Source organism: Thiospirochaeta perfilievii (genome assembly GCF_008329945.1).
Taxonomy (GTDB): Bacteria; Spirochaetota; Spirochaetia; order DSM-2461; family DSM-2461; genus Thiospirochaeta; species Thiospirochaeta perfilievii.
Map to the genome: position 1 here is coordinate 933,178 of NZ_CP035807.1, position 18,435 is coordinate 951,612.

Here is an 18,435-nt window from a genome sequence, read left to right on the forward strand (position 1 = left end):
GAGTTCAAGGATATAAAATGCGAATTAGAAATAAACTTATAACAGTACAGCTAATAATGACAATAACTCTATTTTTATCTATATTAATCTTCTCATTACACATGAATAAATATGTTTCCATAAATGATGCGGAAATAACTCTTGGACATTTAGATTCGGATATCTATCGTTTTAGTTTTTTTACTAATACAGCAGCTAATAAACGTTTAAGTCCAACAGATTTAGAAAATGAGCTAATAGAAAACTTCAATATTCATAAGGATAAGTTAGATTTTCTTCAAAGATCAACTCTTTTTAATACACAGAGCTTAAAAGAGTCATCTAAAAACATAAGGCTCTCCTATATACTTATTAGTAGTAAATCTATGCAGGACCTAAAAAGATTATTAGATAGTATAAAGGGTAGCAACACAGAAAAGATAATAACGGAATACGGGGTTAAAGAAGCATTACGTTTATCCCAATTATCACCGCCTAAAATCCTTAAAGATCAGACAGATAGAGATGAGATAATTGATAATCTAAATAAAGTTTACAAGGCTGAATTAGAACTAATAGATCAGTACACCCTTTATCAAAATCAATGGAATGAGTCTAAAAATAATTTTTATATAAGATTAGATGCACTAAAAAAGAGATCTCTTGGAATAACAATCTTTCTTTTAATTATTGTTATTCTGTTATCTTTTTATATTGGATACTCTATTACTAATGTTATAACAGTTAACCTAAATCAAGTTAATGACTCTCTATTTAAGATGACAAATGGTGACTTTACTTCAAGTTTACATATTGCAGCTGGAGATGAATTTGGGGACCTATCTAGGAATTTTAATAACTTTATTGAGCAGCTTTGGAAAAAGTTAGACTCTATGAATGTTATTATGAATGATATTGGCCACGCTATGAACGAGGACCTTGATTTTAGTAAAATACAAGGAAACATTCTCTCAAATGTAACTAATCACATCCATACTGATGCTTCTGCAATTTTTAGTTTAAAAAATGGCGAGCTACTGTTAACAGCATCAAAAGGACATTTTCCTCCATTCTATCCTATAGAAGAGGATCTATCTAATGATAGACCTAAAGCTGCCAGATATTTATCAGAGAACAATATACCTCTAGATTCTATAATTGTTAACGAGTGTATTGAAAAGAGAGAGCCTATTCTAATTAGGGAGTGTTTTAAACATCCGGACTTCCCCCAATGTAGAAACCCTAAATCAGCTCTATATATAAGTTCTTTAATGATGGTTCCCCTTATAAACTCGGGTAATATCATTGGGATTTTTGTTGTGTTAAGAACAACCAGTAAAAAATCCTTCTCGGATTTAGACTTCTCAAACTTTTCTTCCTTTAGTGATTATGCTGCCCTAACCATTGATACTCTAGAAAAGTATAATGAACTAATTGAAAAATTCGAGATGCAAAAAGAGATTGGAGTTGCTGCTGATATTCAACAGAGTTTAGTACCAACTAAGATGCCAAAGATACAGGGTCTTACCTCAAGTGCCTATACCCTTGCAGCAAAGGGAGTAAGTGGAGATTATTACGACTTTTTTAGAATGAATAAATATACTATTGGTGCAACAGTTTGCGACGTAGCTGGAAAAGGTGTACCTGCATCCCTTGTAATGGTTATGATTAGAACAATTTTAAGGCTTGTATCCTCTCCTGCAAGGGGAGCAGCTGAGACTCTAACAATGTTAAACCGAAGTATAAGTGGTAAAATAGATGTTGATAGATATGCAACTATGGCTTTTTTTAAGATTGATCTACAAAACATGAAATTAAACTACTCAAATGCTGCCCACCACCCTATCCAGATATTTAGGCAATCAACCCAGAAGTTCTATGCAATAGATAGCCCAGGACTTCCTATTGGTATAGATAGGGATGCTACTTTTATGGAAAAAAGGATATCTTTATACCCGGGTGATATAATTTTTATGTATACCGATGGTTTTCCTGAAGCTAGAAACCACGATGGGGACGAGTATTCCACAAACCGAATGTTACGGGAGATAAGACTTCACTGTAACCAGAATGCAAATAAAATATTAGATAGTGTAGTTGAAGATATGCAAAAGTTTACAGCAAGAGCAAGCCAACATGATGACCAGACAATTTTAATTATTAAAATTGATGAGGAGAAATAATAGATGAAAATACGTACAAAAATTACATATATTCAGCTTACAACAGTTTTTTGCATCTTACTCTCTATTGGAGTTTTATATAGATCTTTTACAGATATAGAGGAGTTAAAACAGCTACAGGTTAACTTTAATAGATTGATAGACATCGAATATAACGTTAATGATATGCTTTATAACTCGTTATATATTAATGAGAACATAGTTGAGTTTGGTATAGAAGTAACAAATAAATTTAATGCTCTTATCTCCCTTGTTGATTTTATGTATAAGGATATAACTAAAAATCATAAGTATTTAGATGCTAACTTTAAACAGTTTTACTATCAGTGGCACCAAAAGAACTCAAATTACTACCTGCCTTTAGCCCAAAACTTTAGGGAGTATGTATCCCCCACTAAGGGATGGATACCTATTATTAGTAATCATGGACTATTAAAAGGTTATGATATACTACTTGATGAAGAGTCAAAGGGTCTTGGTGATGAAGCTAGGATAAAACAACTCAAGTCTACAATTGACCTTATAAAAAATAATAAGCTAAGCCAAAAGGTAATTGAAGATCAAATTAAAATTGTACAGGAGGATCTTCAATACAACATTAATGTAAGTATTGCAGGGAATTCACTTCTTTTAATAATTTTGCTGATATTTATTGTAACTGCAGCTACAATGATGAGTTCAAGAATATCTAAAAGTTTAATAAAGAAAGTTCATAACGTAGAGACATCCCTTGAGAAGATAGCAGAAGGGGACTTATCTAGCCAGGTTATTGATAACTCTGGTGATGAGTTTACCGATTTAGCCAAGAGTTTTAATACCTTATCAACTATGTTAATTGGTAAAACTGCATCAATGAAAGAGATAATGAATGAGATTAGTGAAATTATCTCCAAGGATGTTAATATAGATGCTCTATTAATTAAGATAACAGAGCTTGCAAAACAGTCTTCTAAGGCTGATGCTGCAACTATTTTATTAGTAGATAAATTCTCTGATATTTTAAGGGTAGAACACTTAGAAGGATTTTTTCCACCACCCTACTCTGTATCCATATCTGTAAAATCTAAAAGAAGTCTAATAGAGGAGAAATTTAAATCAACCCCTATTCCCTTTCATAGTAGTTATTTAACTAAAGAGAGTGTTTTAAAGGGTGAACCACTATTTGTAAAGGATAGTGAGGAGGAGAGTGATAAACTTCCATTTAACTCAAACCCCCAGGATATTCTTTTTATTAAATCAAGTATGACAATACCTCTTGTTGTTTCTAATAAACTTTTAGGAGTTATATCTTTAGCAAAAACCAATAGAGAAGAGACCTTCTCGGATTTAGACTTCTCAAATATGGTATCCTTTGTAGAGTATGTATCCCTTACTATAGATAACCTTTATAAGTATATGGAGTTATTGGAAAAGAGTGAGATGAAAAGGGAGATGAACATCGCTTCTGAGATTCAAACCCAACTACTTCCTAAAAAAATACCAGTACTTCCTAATGTTGATATCTCTGCATTTTCTGATAGTGCTAGGGGTATAAGTGGAGACTATTACGATATTTATAAAATAAGTAAGGATAAGAGTGTTGCAACAGTTTGTGATGTAGCAGGTAAGGGGATTGCAGCGGCATTAGTTCTAGTAATTATTAGAACAATTTTGCAACTAGCATCAAACTCTAAATCTACAGCTAAAGACCTATTAACTTTTTTAAATAAGAGTATTTCCGACAGGGTTAAAACTGATTATTTTGCTACCTTATCTGTACTTGTATATGATAATAGTAATAATAGCATAACACTCTCTATAGCTGGGGATACTCCAGTTTTAATTTATAGAAGTAAAGAACAGGTTGTAGAGAGAATTACCCATAGTGATGTACCAGTTGGTATTGATAATACTACAATATACTCTAATAAAAGTATCTCTCTAAATGAAGATGATGTTCTCTATATGTTTTCAGATGGACTACTAGAGGTAAGAAATGACTTTAATGATGTATTCTCAATTAACGAACTGGAATCATTTATATTAGAGCACTCTAATAACAGAACTGAGACTATAACAGTTCTATTAAAGGACTACCTAAATGAGTTTAGAGGAGCCCAAAATAGAATTGATGATGAGACTGTAATCGTATTTAAGAAGATTTAGTTAAGTTATTTATTGATAATAATAAGTATAGAGATAGTCCTATTAAAGATCCACCTATGATTCTAGTTATTAAATTAGAAACTCCTAGGGGAAATAGGGCTATTAAAAGACCTAAAACAATAAGAATTATACCAGCAGAAGTCTCCTTTACCCTAATAATAGCCATAACCCCAATAAAAAAGATAAGTAGACCAATTATTACAAAGACCAAACTAGATATTGTAACTGCTATTTTACCAGTGTTAAAAACAAGAACTATTCCCGCTATAAGTAAAATGGCAGCTTTTACACCATCATATACCCAACCCTTTCTAAATTTAATAAGAATTACAGAAGAAATTAAAGAGTTAAAACCTATGATGATAAAATAAAACCCTAGTATAAAAAGCAGTATAGATAGTAGTGAAGTTGGATTTATAACTAAAACCAATCCTAAAATAAGCATGATAGAGAATTTAATATTTTTTAGTACAATATCATTATTCATTATTTATCTCCTTAAGTTGTTAACATTATAATTATACAAAAAAAGCAGTAATCCGGTGATTACTGTATTACAATCTCATTTATAAAAAAAGCAGTAATCACTTGATTACTGCAACAACAAATCTAAAAACATAACTGCGAGGTTTATGATTTTTTACATTTGGAAAAACTATACGTTTACATAATAACCTAGAATTCAGCATTGTCAACTTTTTTTCCCCTAAGGCACTATTGCCATATTGTAATAATGGGCTATAATCTTAAGTTATGAATATGACCGAAAAAATGATACTAAATCTAATCCGTAAAAAAATAAATTATCTAATACAGAGATTACAAAAATAACAGGAAAACATAAGTCTACAATATCCCCCTGTATACAATCGCTTATTAATGAAGATTTTTTAATTACAGCAGGTACAGGTTCATCAACTAAAAAAGGTGGAAAGCCACCTCTATTCTTAGAATTAAACCCAGATAAACTTTATACAATCGGTTTAAGTATAGAACCTGAAAAAATAACAGCTATTATAAATAACTTTGCTGGTAAAATTATACAGACCCATTACGCTTCTTATTCGGATAAAAACTCTACAGCAGCTGTAATAATGGATATAAAAGATGTCATTGATCAAATCATATTAAAAGAGTCTATTCCTGTTGATAAAATTGCAGGTATTGGAATTGGAATATCAGCCCAAGTAGATAGTGATAGTGGAATAATATATAAGTGTGAGGGAATTAAGTTAACTAAAGTACACTTAAAGGATGAAATTTCAAAATACTTTCCCTACCCTATATCCATTATAAACGATGTTAATGCCTCACTTCTTGCAGAAAAATGGTTTGTACATGATCCCCATGATATAAAGTATGAAAATTTTATGTATCTACTAATTGGGTCAACCCTACAAAACATGGGTCTTGGTCTATATCTAAATAATCAACTATACGAGGGTAGTAATCACCATGCAGGAGAGATGTACTACTACTTAACAGATAAGAGGTTAAAAAGCTCACTTCCTCCGGAAGAGGAGTTATTAGACTTTACAATCGATAAGGTTAAAGACTTCTTAAATGATGACTATGAACCTGTTAAAAAGTTATTAGCAATTTACACAGATATAATATCCGAGAAGATGATTCATAGTATAGAGTTATTAAATCCCCAAAAATTAATAATTGGTGGTAATGTTATTAATGCAGAGGAAGAGTTTTTAAACCCACTTATTGATGCAATAAAAAGTAAGACAGATGAATTCTTTGAGGATTTTTTACAGATAGAGATAAGTAAATCTGAACTTGATGAACTGGCTACACCAATGGGAGCAACAACTCTTATTATGGCCAAGTACTTTAAATAGGAGTTTTATGAATTTAGCAATTTTAGATGCAGCTACTTTGGGGATGGACCTGGATTTAACCCCATTTAATAAGTTTGGTGATGTTACCATATATCAATCAACAAGTAACCAAGAGTTAGTAAGTCATGGATACAATGCAGATATATTAATATTAAATAAATTTGTATTAGGTGAAGAGGAGTTTAAAAAACTTCCAAATCTAAAACTAGTTTGCCTAACTGCTACTGGATATAATAATATTGATGTAGAGAAGGCTAAAATCTACAATATCAGGGTTACCAATGTTGAGGGCTACTCAACAAATTCCGTTGCCCAACACACTTTTAGTATGCTTTTATACCAACTTCAACACCTAAAATATTATGATGAATATATTAAGAGTGGAAGCTACCAGGGTTCTAAAACATTTACCCATATAGAGAGAAGTTGGACGGAAATTTCAGGTAAAACTTGGGGTATAATTGGTCTTGGAAATATAGGCCGCAGTGTAGCTAAAATAGCCAAATCCTTTGGTGCAAATGTAATTTATACATCTACAAGTGGTGTTAAAAGGGAAGAGGAATATACAGAGGTAACTTTAAAGGAGCTATTAACAAAGTCAGATATTATATCAATCCATGCACCACTTAATAGCAAAACTGATAACCTAATATCAATTAAAGAGTTTTTACTTGTTAAAAAGAATTTAATTATATTAAACCTAGGTCGTGGTGGAATAATAAATGAGAAAGCCTTAGCCCATGCTATTGATAATGGACTAATTAGTGGAGCTTGTATTGATGTTTTAACATCAGAGCCGGTAAAGGATGATAATCCCCTTGTTAATCTAAAAAATAAAGATAAACTTTTTATTACCCCTCATATTGCCTGGGCAAGTATTGAGGCTAGAAACAGAGTAGTTAGCGAAATATGTGAAAATATTACTTCTTTTTTAAATGGAGAGGAGAGAAACTGGGTTTAACCCTTAAAAGACTCTATAAAGTACATATTTGTAAGCCCCTTACCCTTAACTTCTAGAGGTTCTCTTTTATTACAATTAAACGAGTCTTTAACTCTGTTAAAAGTATCTTCTGAAATATTTATACACATAGGTTTAGAGTTAGACTCCATTCTAGAGGCTATATTTACAGTATCTCCAAAAATATCATAGATATACTTCTTTTTACCTACAATTCCTCCTACGATATCCCCAGAGTGAATACCTATTCTAACTTCCCATTTATATTCTGAACTCTTATTATAATCCTCTATATAATTTATCATTTGGGTTGCAGCCTTTGAAATTTTATATGCGTGGTTACTAGTATGATTAGGAACTCCACAAATACCTAGATAGGCATCTCCAATGGTCTTTATTCTTTCACACCCATTATTTTCCATTATATCATCAAATTTTGTAAACATTGTATTTAACTCACTAATTAAAGTTATTGGATCTAACTCCCCTGAGTATTTTGTAAAATTAACAATATCTGAGAACAGAACACTTACATCCTTAAAGTTTTGAGGAAGACTGACACCGGTCTCTTTTAACTCATTTGCAACAGAAAGTGGAAGCACATTTTGAAGAAGTTTCTCGGACTTCTCCCTTTCAACCTCTATATCCTTTAATGCTGTTCTTAGTTTTAAGTGAGTTGTAACCCTAGCTATAACTTCTTCTTTTTGAAAGGGTTTAGAGACATAGTCTACAGCCCCTGACTTAAACCCCTTTACCTTATCCTCAATTTGATTAAGGGCAGAGATAAATATTACCGGAATATCCACAGTTTCAAGATCGTTTTTTAATATAGATATAGTCTCAAAACCATCCATACCAGGCATCTGTATATCTAAAAGAATAAGATCTGGTTTAGCTTTTTTAGCAATCTGTATAGCTCTCTCTCCACTCTTTGCCTGAAGAGGATGAAACCCCTGCTGAGTTAGAGTCTCTGTTAGAACCTTTAAATTCTCTTCAACATCATCTACAATTAGTATTCTTGACTTTTCCATAAACTACTCTTTATCCTGTTTTTTTATTTTTTCTATTAGTGTTATTAAGCTATCATCATCAAAGTTATTTGTAAAAAACTCTACAATATTAACAAAATCCAATAGAGCTTCACTCCCCTTTAAGGTTTCTAATACACCCTTAATAGCAACAAAATCATTTATTAATATATAGTCGTCTAACTTTTCAATTATATCACCGGTTAGCTCTCGACTAATAGTTTTTATATCTAAATTATCTATAGAGATCTCTTCTTTCTGCTCTTTAGCAGTTTTCTCATAGGTAAATTGAATATGGCTATTTTGACTGATTAAATTAAAGAGAGAACTTAACTTAAAGGGTTTTGCAATAAATCCATCAAAGCCTGAGGCTAAAATACTCTTCTCATCATGCTTAAAAGCACTGGCTGTTAGGGCAAAAACAGGGATGTGTTTAATTAAATCATCAGCCTTCATAAGTTTTACAGATTCATAACCATCCATAACAGGCATTTTTATATCCATAAATACTAACTCAGGTTTAAACTCTCTAACTCTCTCTAAGGCATCTTTACCATTAACAGCCTCTATAGTAACAAAACCTACCCTCTCTAACATCTCTTTTAATATTAGTCTGTTATTTATTTTATCATCTACAATAATTACTGTAGGATGCCTGTCTCCTTCAATACCAATAACAGTTCCAATATCTTCCTCAACATTATCAGCCTTAGCTGCATATTCAAAATCAATAGAGAAGGAGAAGTTACTTCCAACACCCTCTTTACTCTCAATTTCTAGTTTCCCACCTAACATCTGAATAAAACTGTTTGTTATAGCTAACCCTAAACCTGTTCCTCCCTCATTATCTGTAATACTAGACTGGGTAAATGGCTGAAGAATAGACTCAATCTCACTCTCGGGGATTCCCTTTCCTGTATCATTTATTGAAAATCGTAGCTTTCCAGACTGAATACCTACAACTATGGAGATGCCCCCATCATTGGTAAATTTAATAGCATTACCTAAAATGTTTATTAAAATTTGTCTCAACTTTCCTAAATCACTCTTTAGATAAACAGGAAGAGGATCTACATACTCTACATAAAGTGCTAGCCCCTTATTTTTACACCGTAAATCAAACATCTCTTTTAAGTCTTGGGTAAACTCTTTTAAATTAAAGACAGACTCGTGTAGTTCTATTTTCCCTGCCTCTATTTTTGAGATATCTAAAATATCATTTATTAATCCTAAAAGATGTTCTCCACTTCTTGATATAATATTTAATTTTTCAACCTGGTTATCTGTTAAATTCCTATCACTATTTAGTAGCTGTGTAAATCCTAAGACTGCATTAAGAGGGGTTCTAAGTTCATGGCTCATATTTGCTAAAAATTCACTTTTAAGCCTATTAGCCCTCTCTGCAGCCTTTCTTGCATCTTGCAGACTCTGTTCAAATAGAATTTGTTTGGAAATATCCCTTATTATGGCAGTATGAATTGTTCCATCGGGAGTAGAACTTTTACTAAAGTTTGCTTCAAAATCAATACTAACTCCCCCCTTTGTTCTTCCTCTATATCTTTTTAACCTGTTTTTACTATCTGTAATATCCTTTACAAATCGTTTGTTATCTGTCCCACAGGTTTTACAAAACTCCTCTTCCTGGTCAAATAAGGATGAAAAAGAGCTTCCATTTATCTCTTCCCTACTCCAACCAAAGAGTTTCTCGGCTGCTGGATTAAATATAAAAATATGTCCATCATCATTAAAGGAGATAATTGGATCTGCTGCGTTATCAATTACAGTGTGTAAACGCTCCCTACTGTTCTCTAACTCGGACTGTTGCTTAACTATTAATTTATTAATATTACCATATATTTTACTAAACTCATTATTATCAACAATTTCAATCTGAGCTGTGTTTGATGCGTTACTAGATGTTAACTTTTCCAGTCTACCCTCAACTGTTTCTAGGGGATTTTTTATCTGATTCTTTAATAAAACCAAAATTCTAAATGATAAAAAGAGATAAAAGAATATTTTTAATCCTATAACATCTAATATATCTTCAATCTCTTTATGGCTACGTCCACTCTTAGATAGTAACATCTCAGGAGACATATCCATCTTAGCCCCTACCCTAGGTATAAATAGATCCTGAAGGTTACCTGAAAAAACAGAGTAAAAATCTGATGCTATAGTAAATACCTGGAAACCTAAAAAAGTTATTAAAAGTATTACAACATAACTCATCTGTTTATAATAGGATCTAAATTTTGGTTCTAATGTAGGAGGATCTATCATTAAAGCACTTTTAATTGGGAAATAGATGTTTTCTAGGCTCATATTTATAAATATGGATGTAAAGAGACCGGTAATAATACCTTCTAACATATTATAAAAAGTGGGAAGAAGATCTTGATAATTATTGTAATACTCAAATGAGGAGTAGACAGTGCCTAAAACAAAGGCAACAACACTCATAAGTGTTATTTTTTTTCCTAGACTATTAAAAATAGAGATAACCCTATTCTTTTCATCCATACTTACTGGAATATTCCTATTAAATTTCTGCCAAAAATGGAATATTGGAAATAGAAGATGCATTATCATAAAGTTAAAAAAAAGTATTAAAAGTAGTGGAAATATAGAATTAGGAAAATCTACTACTGAATAGAAACTATTAAAAAAGGCATCCTTTAATGTTTTACCTTTAAAGGATATTAAAAATAGGACAAAAAATGGAACAAGAATTGTCACCATTAGAGTTTTTCTTAAAAGTTTTTTCCCACACTTATCCATTAAAACCACCTATACTATAAAATGTAACTTATATAAAATATAATACCTTTTTATATTAATACGTGCAAATATGGAGATTTTATTTGAAAAAGATTGTTGTTAAATTTGGGGGATCAAACTTAAAGACCCCAGAAGATATTAAAAATATTATTAAAGTAGTTAAATCCTACAACAGACCCTTGGTTATAGTAGTTTCAGCTTTTTTTGGGGTTACAAACTATCTAATAGATGGGATTTCTAAGGTTCAAACTTCTATAAACCATATAGATGAGATAAACAGTTTTATTAAAGGAATTAAAAAAGAGGCTATTAATCAACATATAGAAAAAAAAATTCTACAAGATGAGGTTTTTACAAAAATAGAGGAACGGCTTCTGGAACTTGAGAACTGCCTAAGGGGTATTCACTATATTGGAGATGTTCCAGACTTTGTAGAAGATAAAGTTCTAAGTTTTGGAGAGAAGTTATCCTCCCTACTCTTAACAGCTATTTTTAAACATAACGGAATAGATGCAGAAGAGAGACTTCCTGAAGATATGGGTTTTACTACCTTTGGAACATTTAGGAACGCTTCAATTGATTATGAAGTATCTATGGAGGGGGTTAATAGTGCCCTTAAAGAGGATAAGGTTTATATTGTTCCCGGCTTCTATGGAATCTCCCCAAAGGGAAGAATAACCCTATTAGGTAGAGGAGGTAGTGACTACTCAGCCGCAAGTTTTGCAAACTTAATAGATGCCGAATCCCTTGATATATGGAAGGATGTTGATGGCTATTTAAGTTCTGACCCTAAACTAATAGAGAAGCCTGTTAAAATAAAAAATCTATCATATAGGGAGGCTGCAGAGCTCTCCTACTTTGGGGCTAAGATTCTTCACCCTAGAACAGTTGAGCCACTAATGAAGAAGTCTATTCCAATACGTATTTTTAATATAACAAAGGAGAATCCAACACTTATACCCCTTTCAATAATAAGTCATGAGGAGAAGATTCTAGACTCTGTGATAAAGAGTGTAACATATAGTGATAACTTCTCAGTTTTAAAACTAAATGGTCCTGGTGTGGGAAATAAGCCTGGAATTCTAGGAAGAGTTACAACACTATTAGATGATCACGATATTAATATCTTATCAGTAGTTACTTCTGGTACATCTATAAACATATACTTAGAAGATATCGATTTAAAAGAAGCGACTCTATTAGTTGAGAAAGCTAACTTTCACACTATAACCAATATAAAACCTATGGATGACCTATCTATTGTGGCTATAGTGGGAGAGGGAATTCTACAACATCACGGTCTTGTTTATAAAATGTTATCCTCAATGAACAAAGAGGGGATTAATGCAAAAATTATATCTGGAGGCGCATCTGAAGTAGCAGCGTATGTTGTTATAGAGACTAAATTTAGAAATAAAACAATTAAAGTCATTCATGATGGATTTTTTTATAAATGATTATAACCTCTATCAATCTTAGTATAATATTAATACTCCTTGGCATAACCACACTATCCCTCTCTATATGGGCTTTTAACAAAAGAGAGTTACACTCAGCTCTAGAGTTCTCTCTTTTTATGTTTAGTGTAGCTATCTACGCCTTTGGGTACGCTTTAGAAATTTCTAGGACTGATATAGAAGGAATATTAAAGGCGATAAAATTTGAGTATACAGGAATTCCATATATATCCTATTTTGCAGTTCTATTCTCATATAGGTATACATCTGGTAAACCACTAAATAGATTATTAACTATTATTATGTTAATTATTCCTGTGACCTCAACTCTTTTAGCATATACTGTGGAGTATCACACACTTTTATACATAAACCCCCATGTGGATATGACTGGGTTCTTTCCAACATTGGATTTTGAAAAGGGGATATTCTATATAATTAGAATTATATACCAGCAATTAATATCTCTAATCTGTATTATCTACTTAATATTTAATCTAAATAAGGTTTCAAAAGTAAAAAGATTACAGCTATGGGCCCTAATTATGGCTCAACTTATACCCTGGATAATCCTTATATTCTATGTGTGTGGTTTTATACCAGGGAATATTGATATAAACCCATTCTCTTCATTTGTAGTAGGAATTATCTTTAGTATAGCAATACTAAAACTAAAACTATTTAAATTAATACCCTATGGAAGGGATATAGCAATTGATTCTGTAGATGAAGCCTTTATTTTAATTGATAAAAAAAGAGTAGTATTAGATTTTAATAGTGCAGCAACGTCCCTTGAATTCATTAATTTAGAGAAGGGATATAAACTCCCAACTTTTAATATATTTTCTAAACATCTTCATAAAGCTATTGATGATAGTCTATCAAATTTTGACTTCTCCTATACCTCAAACTCTATGGATATTTTTTATTATAAAGTAAATATTTACAATTTCAAATCCACTTTTAATAGGGATATAGGAAGAGTTATACTTATAAATAACGTAACTGATATTAAAAAACTTATGAAAGAGTTGGAACATAGGGCAAGTTATGACTATCTAACTAGACTTAATAATAGAAGATCCATTATGGAGCTTGGATCTAGGGAAGTGTCTATCTGTTATAGAAGTAAAAAACCCCTTAGTTTTATAATGGTTGATATAGATAGATTTAAAGATATAAATGATACCTATGGCCATAAAATTGGTGATCAGATATTAATACTGGTATCAAAGAGTCTAAAGGAGAACCTAAGAGATATTGATATTATTGGAAGGTATGGGGGAGAAGAGTTTTTAATTATATGTCCAAATACCACAGAAGATGAAGGTTTTAATACAGCGGAAAGGTTAAGAGAGTCAATTGATAATTTAAATATTAAAATAGAAGATAATTTAATAAATACTACAATCAGTTTAGGACTATATACTTACAACGTAGATAATGAAGAGAGACTAGAGAAACTAATAGATCGTAGTGATAAAGCCCTTTATAGGGCTAAAAATAGTGGAAGAAATAGGGTTTCTAAATAGAGTCTACCCTCTTTTTCTCCAAGTTGTTGACATTAGACATATCTCTTTATCAGTTTTTTTATTTACAAAGGAGTGTAATGCTTTAAAACCATTAAAAGAGGTTTTTAAGGATAAGTTATCCCCTAAAATACTCTCTCCTCTATATGAAATATTTACAAGCTCTAGCTCCATATCATCTATGTAATTATCGTCTAAATAGGTAAACAACCATTTTAAGTATCTAATATTACTTACATGATTATTTATATCTAAGTCACTTTTATTAACAGTAATTTCTGAGACACTATTATAATCACCAATAAGTTTATCAAATTTACCAGGTATTATATCAGTAAAAACATGGTTATCTTCTTCAAGTTTTATATTATTATTTAGGGATTCAAGTTTAATAGGTCTTCTTGAGTCAATATCTAAAAGAGCCCAAATACTACTTCCTTCTATAACACTTAAATTATCCTCATTAAAAAGCTGATAATCTCTTAAAGCTTTAAATCCTTTAAAACTCTTAGTCCATGTATCTATTTTAACATTGGTAGGCCATGTTGGATACTCATTAAACTTAAGTGCTATTCCTGTTAAGACCCATGTTAAGTTTTTCTCTCTTATTAATGTTGGGGAATCTAAACTATATTGAAGGCAATCTCTTCCTGCACTCTCTTGAAAAAGATCTAATACTGAAGAAGCCTCTAACTTTAAATATTTATCACAATCTGATGTCCTAACTTTTAACTCTTCTCTATGGGCCATTTAATATCCTTTAGTTTGGTGATTTCTCTATAGCTTTTAAATCATCATATTTAGGTTTTATTTTTTTAATTACCTCCCCATATGGTATATTAGAATCTAACCAGATGTCTATATCACTCCCATCAACAAAAAAGGGCATCCTCTGTTTACTATTGTGTACTTCAGCCATTATACCCTGTGCATCTGTTGTTATTAATGAGAATGTATTCACCCCACCCCATGGGGATAGCAGACCAAGGGCTAAAAGTGGTTTCCCCTGGTTATGGGAGATATAAAATGGAGTTTTACTACTACCCTCATCCTTCCACTCATAAAAGCCATCAAATATTATTAAAATTCTCCCATGTTCAACAGACCCTTTAAATGATGGTTTCTCCCTTAGAGTTTCAATCCTTGCATTTAATGTATATTTAACTATCTCTTCAGATTTTTTACACTCCCTAACCCAGCTAGGAATAAGACCCCATTTCCCAAGGCTAAGTACCCTATTTTCAAGAATTATTGGTAAAAATGGATGGGTGAAGGCTACCTTATACTCCCCATACCCTACATATTTAAAATCATTACTAACCCTTAGATTATACTCCTTTTGAGCAACCTCTAGAGGGGTCATTATTGTTGCATTAAAACACATATTTATACCTCTATTAATTTTAACTTTAAAAACACTACTAATCAATGTACAAAACAACATAATATTTGTATAGTGGTTTTATGGCTTTAAAGAAGATTATACATGTGGATATGGATGCATTTTTTGCAGCTGTAGAACAGAGGGATCATCCAGAATATAGGGGAAAGCCCTTAATTATTGGAGGGGATCCAAAGAGTAGAGGTGTCGTATCAACATGCTCCTATGAAGCTAGAAAATATGGTATACACTCGGCAATGCCAACTGCTACTGCTTATAAACTATGTCCCCAGGGGATTTTTGTTGGATGTAATTTTGAAAGAATAAAAGAGGCATCGACCCAGGTTCATGAAATATTTCATAAGTATACAGATATAGTAGAGCCCCTTAGTTTAGATGAAGCTTATTTAGATGTTACAAATAATAAGATTGGTGAACCTTCGGCTACAAAAATAGCTCAAATGATTAGAAGGGATATATATCAAAAAACCAAACTTACAGCATCCGCTGGTGTATCTTACAATAAATTTATAGCAAAAGTAGCCTCTGATTTTAATAAACCTAATGGGATTACTGTAGTTCCTCCAGAGAAAGCTAGCGAGTTTATCCTAAACCTCCCTATTAGAAAATTCTGGGGTGTTGGTAAAGTTACAGAAAAAAAAATGTTGAAACTTGGCATAAAAACTGGTCATGACCTAATAAAATACAAAAGATATGAGTTAATTGAACTTTTTGGAAAATCTGGACCATTCTTTTACGATATTGTTAGGGGAATAGATAATAGAGAGGTTGAAACACACCGTATAAGAAAGTCTATTGGAAGGGAGAATACATTTAAAGAGGATATTTTAGATAGTATAAGGCTTATAGAGTTTTTAGAAAGTGTAGCTACAAGGGTTGAAACAGATCTAAAAAAAGAGGGTAAAAAAGCGCTAACAATAACCCTAAAAGTTACTTACCACGACTTTACAAAGATTACTAGAAGCATAACAGCGCCAACCTACATATATAGGGCTAAGGATATTATATTATATATTAAATCCCTTATACCTAAAACTTTAATTGGTCAAAAAGCTGTTAGGCTCCTAGGTATTTCAACATCTAACTTTCAGGGTGAGGAGGAGGATAAATACGGTTTACGTCAATATTGGCTTCCATTTAAACCTGAAGAGATTGCCCCTAGAATTGATTTTTTATAATCTATTTACATAATAAAATAGTATTCCATAATTATTTATATATAATTAAAGTCTAAAGGGAGATGATATATGCCAACTATATTAATAATTGACGATGAAGAGTCAATAAGGTTTACATTAGAATCCTTATTAGAAGATGAGGGTTATATTATATTAAAAGCAGAGAGTGCTACTGTTGCGTTACAAACCATTAAGGATAACAAAGTTGACTTAGCTATAGTGGATCTCCACATTCCGGATATGAATGGAGAGGAGTTAGTTAAGAAAATTTATACAACCAACAATAATATAAAGTTTATAATGCATACTGGTCAAAATGATTATAGGTTAAATGATTATCTAAAGAGCATTGGTATGGATAGTGAAAATGTCCTATTTAAGCCTATTCTAGATTTAGAAGTATTAATAAGTAAACTAAAAAATATTTTAGATTAATTGGAAGAGAGATGTGACTGAGGGACGAAATATAACGGTAGTGGTTTAATTGTAGAGTTAACTCTCCTATTGATAATAGTTACTAATAAGATTATTATTATGAATAATAGGAGATTAAAAGATGTTTAACTTTGATAATATATATAAAACTCTACCTAGTAGTCTGTTTACAATACAAGACCCTATACCTGTAAAAAAACCTAAGCTTATAATAAAAAATAGAGAATTAATAAAAGAGTTAGGAGTAGATAACATTGATTTTACCCAGACTCTATCTGGAAATAAAATCCCTAACGGTGCAGAGCCAATTGCCCAGGCCTACTCTGGACACCAGTTTGGTCACCTAAATACCCTTGGAGATGGTAGAGCCATACTATTAGGGGAACACGTTTTAAGTAGTGGTCAAAGATTTGATATTCAACTTAAGGGATCAGGGAGAACCCCCTACTCTAGGGGTGGTGATGGCAGGGCAACACTATACTCAATGTTAAGGGAGTACCTTATAAGCTACGCTATGGAGAAGCTAAATATTCCAACAACTAGAAGCCTGGCTGTAGTTTCCACTGGGGAAGATGTATATAGGGATATGGCTGAGATGGGTGGTATATTAACTAGAGTAGCATCAAGCCATATACGAGTTGGAACTTTTCAATATGTAGCTATGTTAGGTAACCTAGAAACCTTGAAAATATTTACAGATTATGTAATTAATAGACACTACCCGGAACTAAAAAGTGATATTAATCCATATCTAGCTCTACTTAAAAATGTAATGAATAAACAGATAGATTTAATAGTAGATTGGTATAGGGTTGGGTTTATCCATGGAGTTATGAATACAGACAACGTCTCAATTTGTGGGGAGACTATTGATTATGGACCATGTGCTTTTATGGATATATATAATCCTAAAACAGTTTTTAGCAGTATTGATAGGTTTGGAAGATACTCCTTCGAGAACCAAAAAAATATTGGTGGCTGGAATATGGCCAGATTTGCAGAGACCCTAATTCCCCTAGTCGATAATAACCAGGATGTATCCCTTAGCCTTATTAATGAAGTTTTAAGTGAGTATAAGGCACTATTTGAAGATAGGTGGAATGTAATGATGGCTTCTAAAATTGGAATATCTAATCCTACAGATAGTGATTTCCAATTAATAAGTAGTCTATTAAACATTATGGAGGATAATCGATTAGATTATACAAAGACCTTTAGAAATCTTATATTAAAAGATGAACCTTTACTTAAAGATTGGTACAAAAAGTGGGAGTTAAGAGATATAAATAAGGATCTAATAATAGAGAGTAATCCAGCTATTATTCCAAGGAATTTTATTGTTGAGCATGTATTAAAGGAGGCTGCAACTTACAACAACCTTAACCCATTAAATGACTTTTTAGAAGTATTAGAAAACCCATACTCAGATGATGTTTTAGATTATTATAAAAACCCACCAGAAAGAGTTGATGAGAACTACAAAACTTTCTGTGGGACTTAAAATAGGGGA

General features: G+C 31.8%; 14 protein-coding genes. 9 read left to right on the top strand and 5 right to left on the bottom strand.

Annotation, left to right across the window (positions count from 1 at the left end; all coding sequences use genetic code 11):
• The first annotated feature begins 17 nt into the window (after window positions 1–17).
• Window positions 18–2,162: a SpoIIE family protein phosphatase gene (locus EW093_RS04310; RefSeq protein WP_149567210.1), complete on the top strand. Its 2,145-nt coding sequence runs from the start codon at window positions 18–20 to the stop codon at window positions 2,160–2,162.
• Window positions 2,163–2,165: 3 nt separating this feature from the next.
• The gene (locus tag EW093_RS04315) at window positions 2,166–4,307 is read left to right on the top strand and encodes a SpoIIE family protein phosphatase (protein WP_149567211.1); all 2,142 of its coding nucleotides are present in this window, start codon (window positions 2,166–2,168) and stop codon (window positions 4,305–4,307) included.
• Here EW093_RS04315 and EW093_RS04320 read toward each other — a convergent pair.
• A complete protein-coding gene (locus tag EW093_RS04320) occupies window positions 4,294–4,794 on the bottom strand; it encodes a DUF308 domain-containing protein (RefSeq protein ID WP_149567212.1) in 501 nt (166 codons plus the stop codon). The genes EW093_RS04315 and EW093_RS04320 overlap by 14 nt on opposite strands.
• A 502-nt stretch (window positions 4,795–5,296) precedes the next feature.
• Here EW093_RS04320 and EW093_RS04325 point away from each other — a divergent pair.
• Together EW093_RS04325 and EW093_RS04330 are read left to right on the top strand one after the other, a co-directional pair.
• Window positions 5,297–6,157 (top strand): ROK family protein, encoded by an 861-nt coding sequence (locus EW093_RS04325; protein ID WP_281283503.1) that lies wholly within the window; start codon window positions 5,297–5,299, stop codon window positions 6,155–6,157.
• 7 nt (window positions 6,158–6,164) lie between these two features.
• Entirely contained in the window at window positions 6,165–7,118 is a 954-nt protein-coding gene (locus EW093_RS04330) for a D-2-hydroxyacid dehydrogenase (protein ID WP_149567214.1), read from the top strand.
• Here EW093_RS04330 and EW093_RS04335 read toward each other — a convergent pair.
• Together EW093_RS04335 and EW093_RS04340 are read right to left on the bottom strand one after the other, a co-directional pair.
• Entirely contained in the window at window positions 7,115–8,146 is a 1,032-nt protein-coding gene (locus EW093_RS04335; protein WP_149567215.1) for an adenylate/guanylate cyclase domain-containing protein, read from the bottom strand. The genes EW093_RS04330 and EW093_RS04335 overlap by 4 nt on opposite strands.
• A gap of 3 nt (window positions 8,147–8,149) precedes the next feature.
• The gene (locus EW093_RS04340; protein WP_149567216.1) at window positions 8,150–10,924 is read right to left on the bottom strand and encodes a PAS domain-containing hybrid sensor histidine kinase/response regulator; all 2,775 of its coding nucleotides are present in this window, start codon (window positions 10,922–10,924) and stop codon (window positions 8,150–8,152) included.
• Between the two features lie 83 nt (window positions 10,925–11,007).
• Between EW093_RS04340 and EW093_RS04345 the strand changes: the two genes are divergently transcribed.
• Window positions 11,008–12,381, top strand: coding sequence for an aspartate kinase (locus tag EW093_RS04345; RefSeq protein WP_187759827.1), 1,374 nt, complete (start codon window positions 11,008–11,010; stop codon window positions 12,379–12,381).
• The gene (locus EW093_RS04350) at window positions 12,378–13,913 is read left to right on the top strand and encodes a histidine kinase N-terminal 7TM domain-containing diguanylate cyclase (RefSeq protein WP_149567218.1); all 1,536 of its coding nucleotides are present in this window, start codon (window positions 12,378–12,380) and stop codon (window positions 13,911–13,913) included. The genes EW093_RS04345 and EW093_RS04350 overlap by 4 nt, the downstream gene beginning before the upstream one ends.
• A 3-nt stretch (window positions 13,914–13,916) precedes the next feature.
• On the opposite strand, the gene EW093_RS04355 is transcribed toward EW093_RS04350, so the two are convergent.
• The gene (locus EW093_RS04355; RefSeq protein WP_149567219.1) at window positions 13,917–14,660 is read right to left on the bottom strand and encodes an acyl-[acyl-carrier-protein] thioesterase; all 744 of its coding nucleotides are present in this window, start codon (window positions 14,658–14,660) and stop codon (window positions 13,917–13,919) included.
• A gap of 10 nt (window positions 14,661–14,670) precedes the next feature.
• On the bottom strand, window positions 14,671–15,354 hold the full coding sequence (locus EW093_RS04360; protein WP_149567220.1) for an SOS response-associated peptidase: 684 nt from the start codon (window positions 15,352–15,354) through the stop codon (window positions 14,671–14,673).
• Window positions 15,355–15,374: 20 nt separating this feature from the next.
• Between EW093_RS04360 and dinB the strand changes: the two genes are divergently transcribed.
• The 3 genes from dinB (at window position 15,375) to EW093_RS04375 (ending at window position 18,426) form a co-directional block, all read left to right on the top strand.
• Complete coding sequence (gene dinB / locus EW093_RS04365) at window positions 15,375–16,490, top strand: DNA polymerase IV (protein WP_149567221.1); 1,116 nt, start codon at window positions 15,375–15,377, stop codon at window positions 16,488–16,490.
• Between the two features lie 69 nt (window positions 16,491–16,559).
• On the top strand, window positions 16,560–16,925 hold the full coding sequence (locus tag EW093_RS04370; protein ID WP_149567222.1) for a response regulator: 366 nt from the start codon (window positions 16,560–16,562) through the stop codon (window positions 16,923–16,925).
• Window positions 16,926–17,046: 121 nt separating this feature from the next.
• Window positions 17,047–18,426, top strand: a complete 1,380-nt coding sequence (locus tag EW093_RS04375) for a protein adenylyltransferase SelO (protein ID WP_149567223.1) — start codon at window positions 17,047–17,049, stop codon at window positions 18,424–18,426.
• Window positions 18,427–18,435 lie beyond the last annotated feature (9 nt).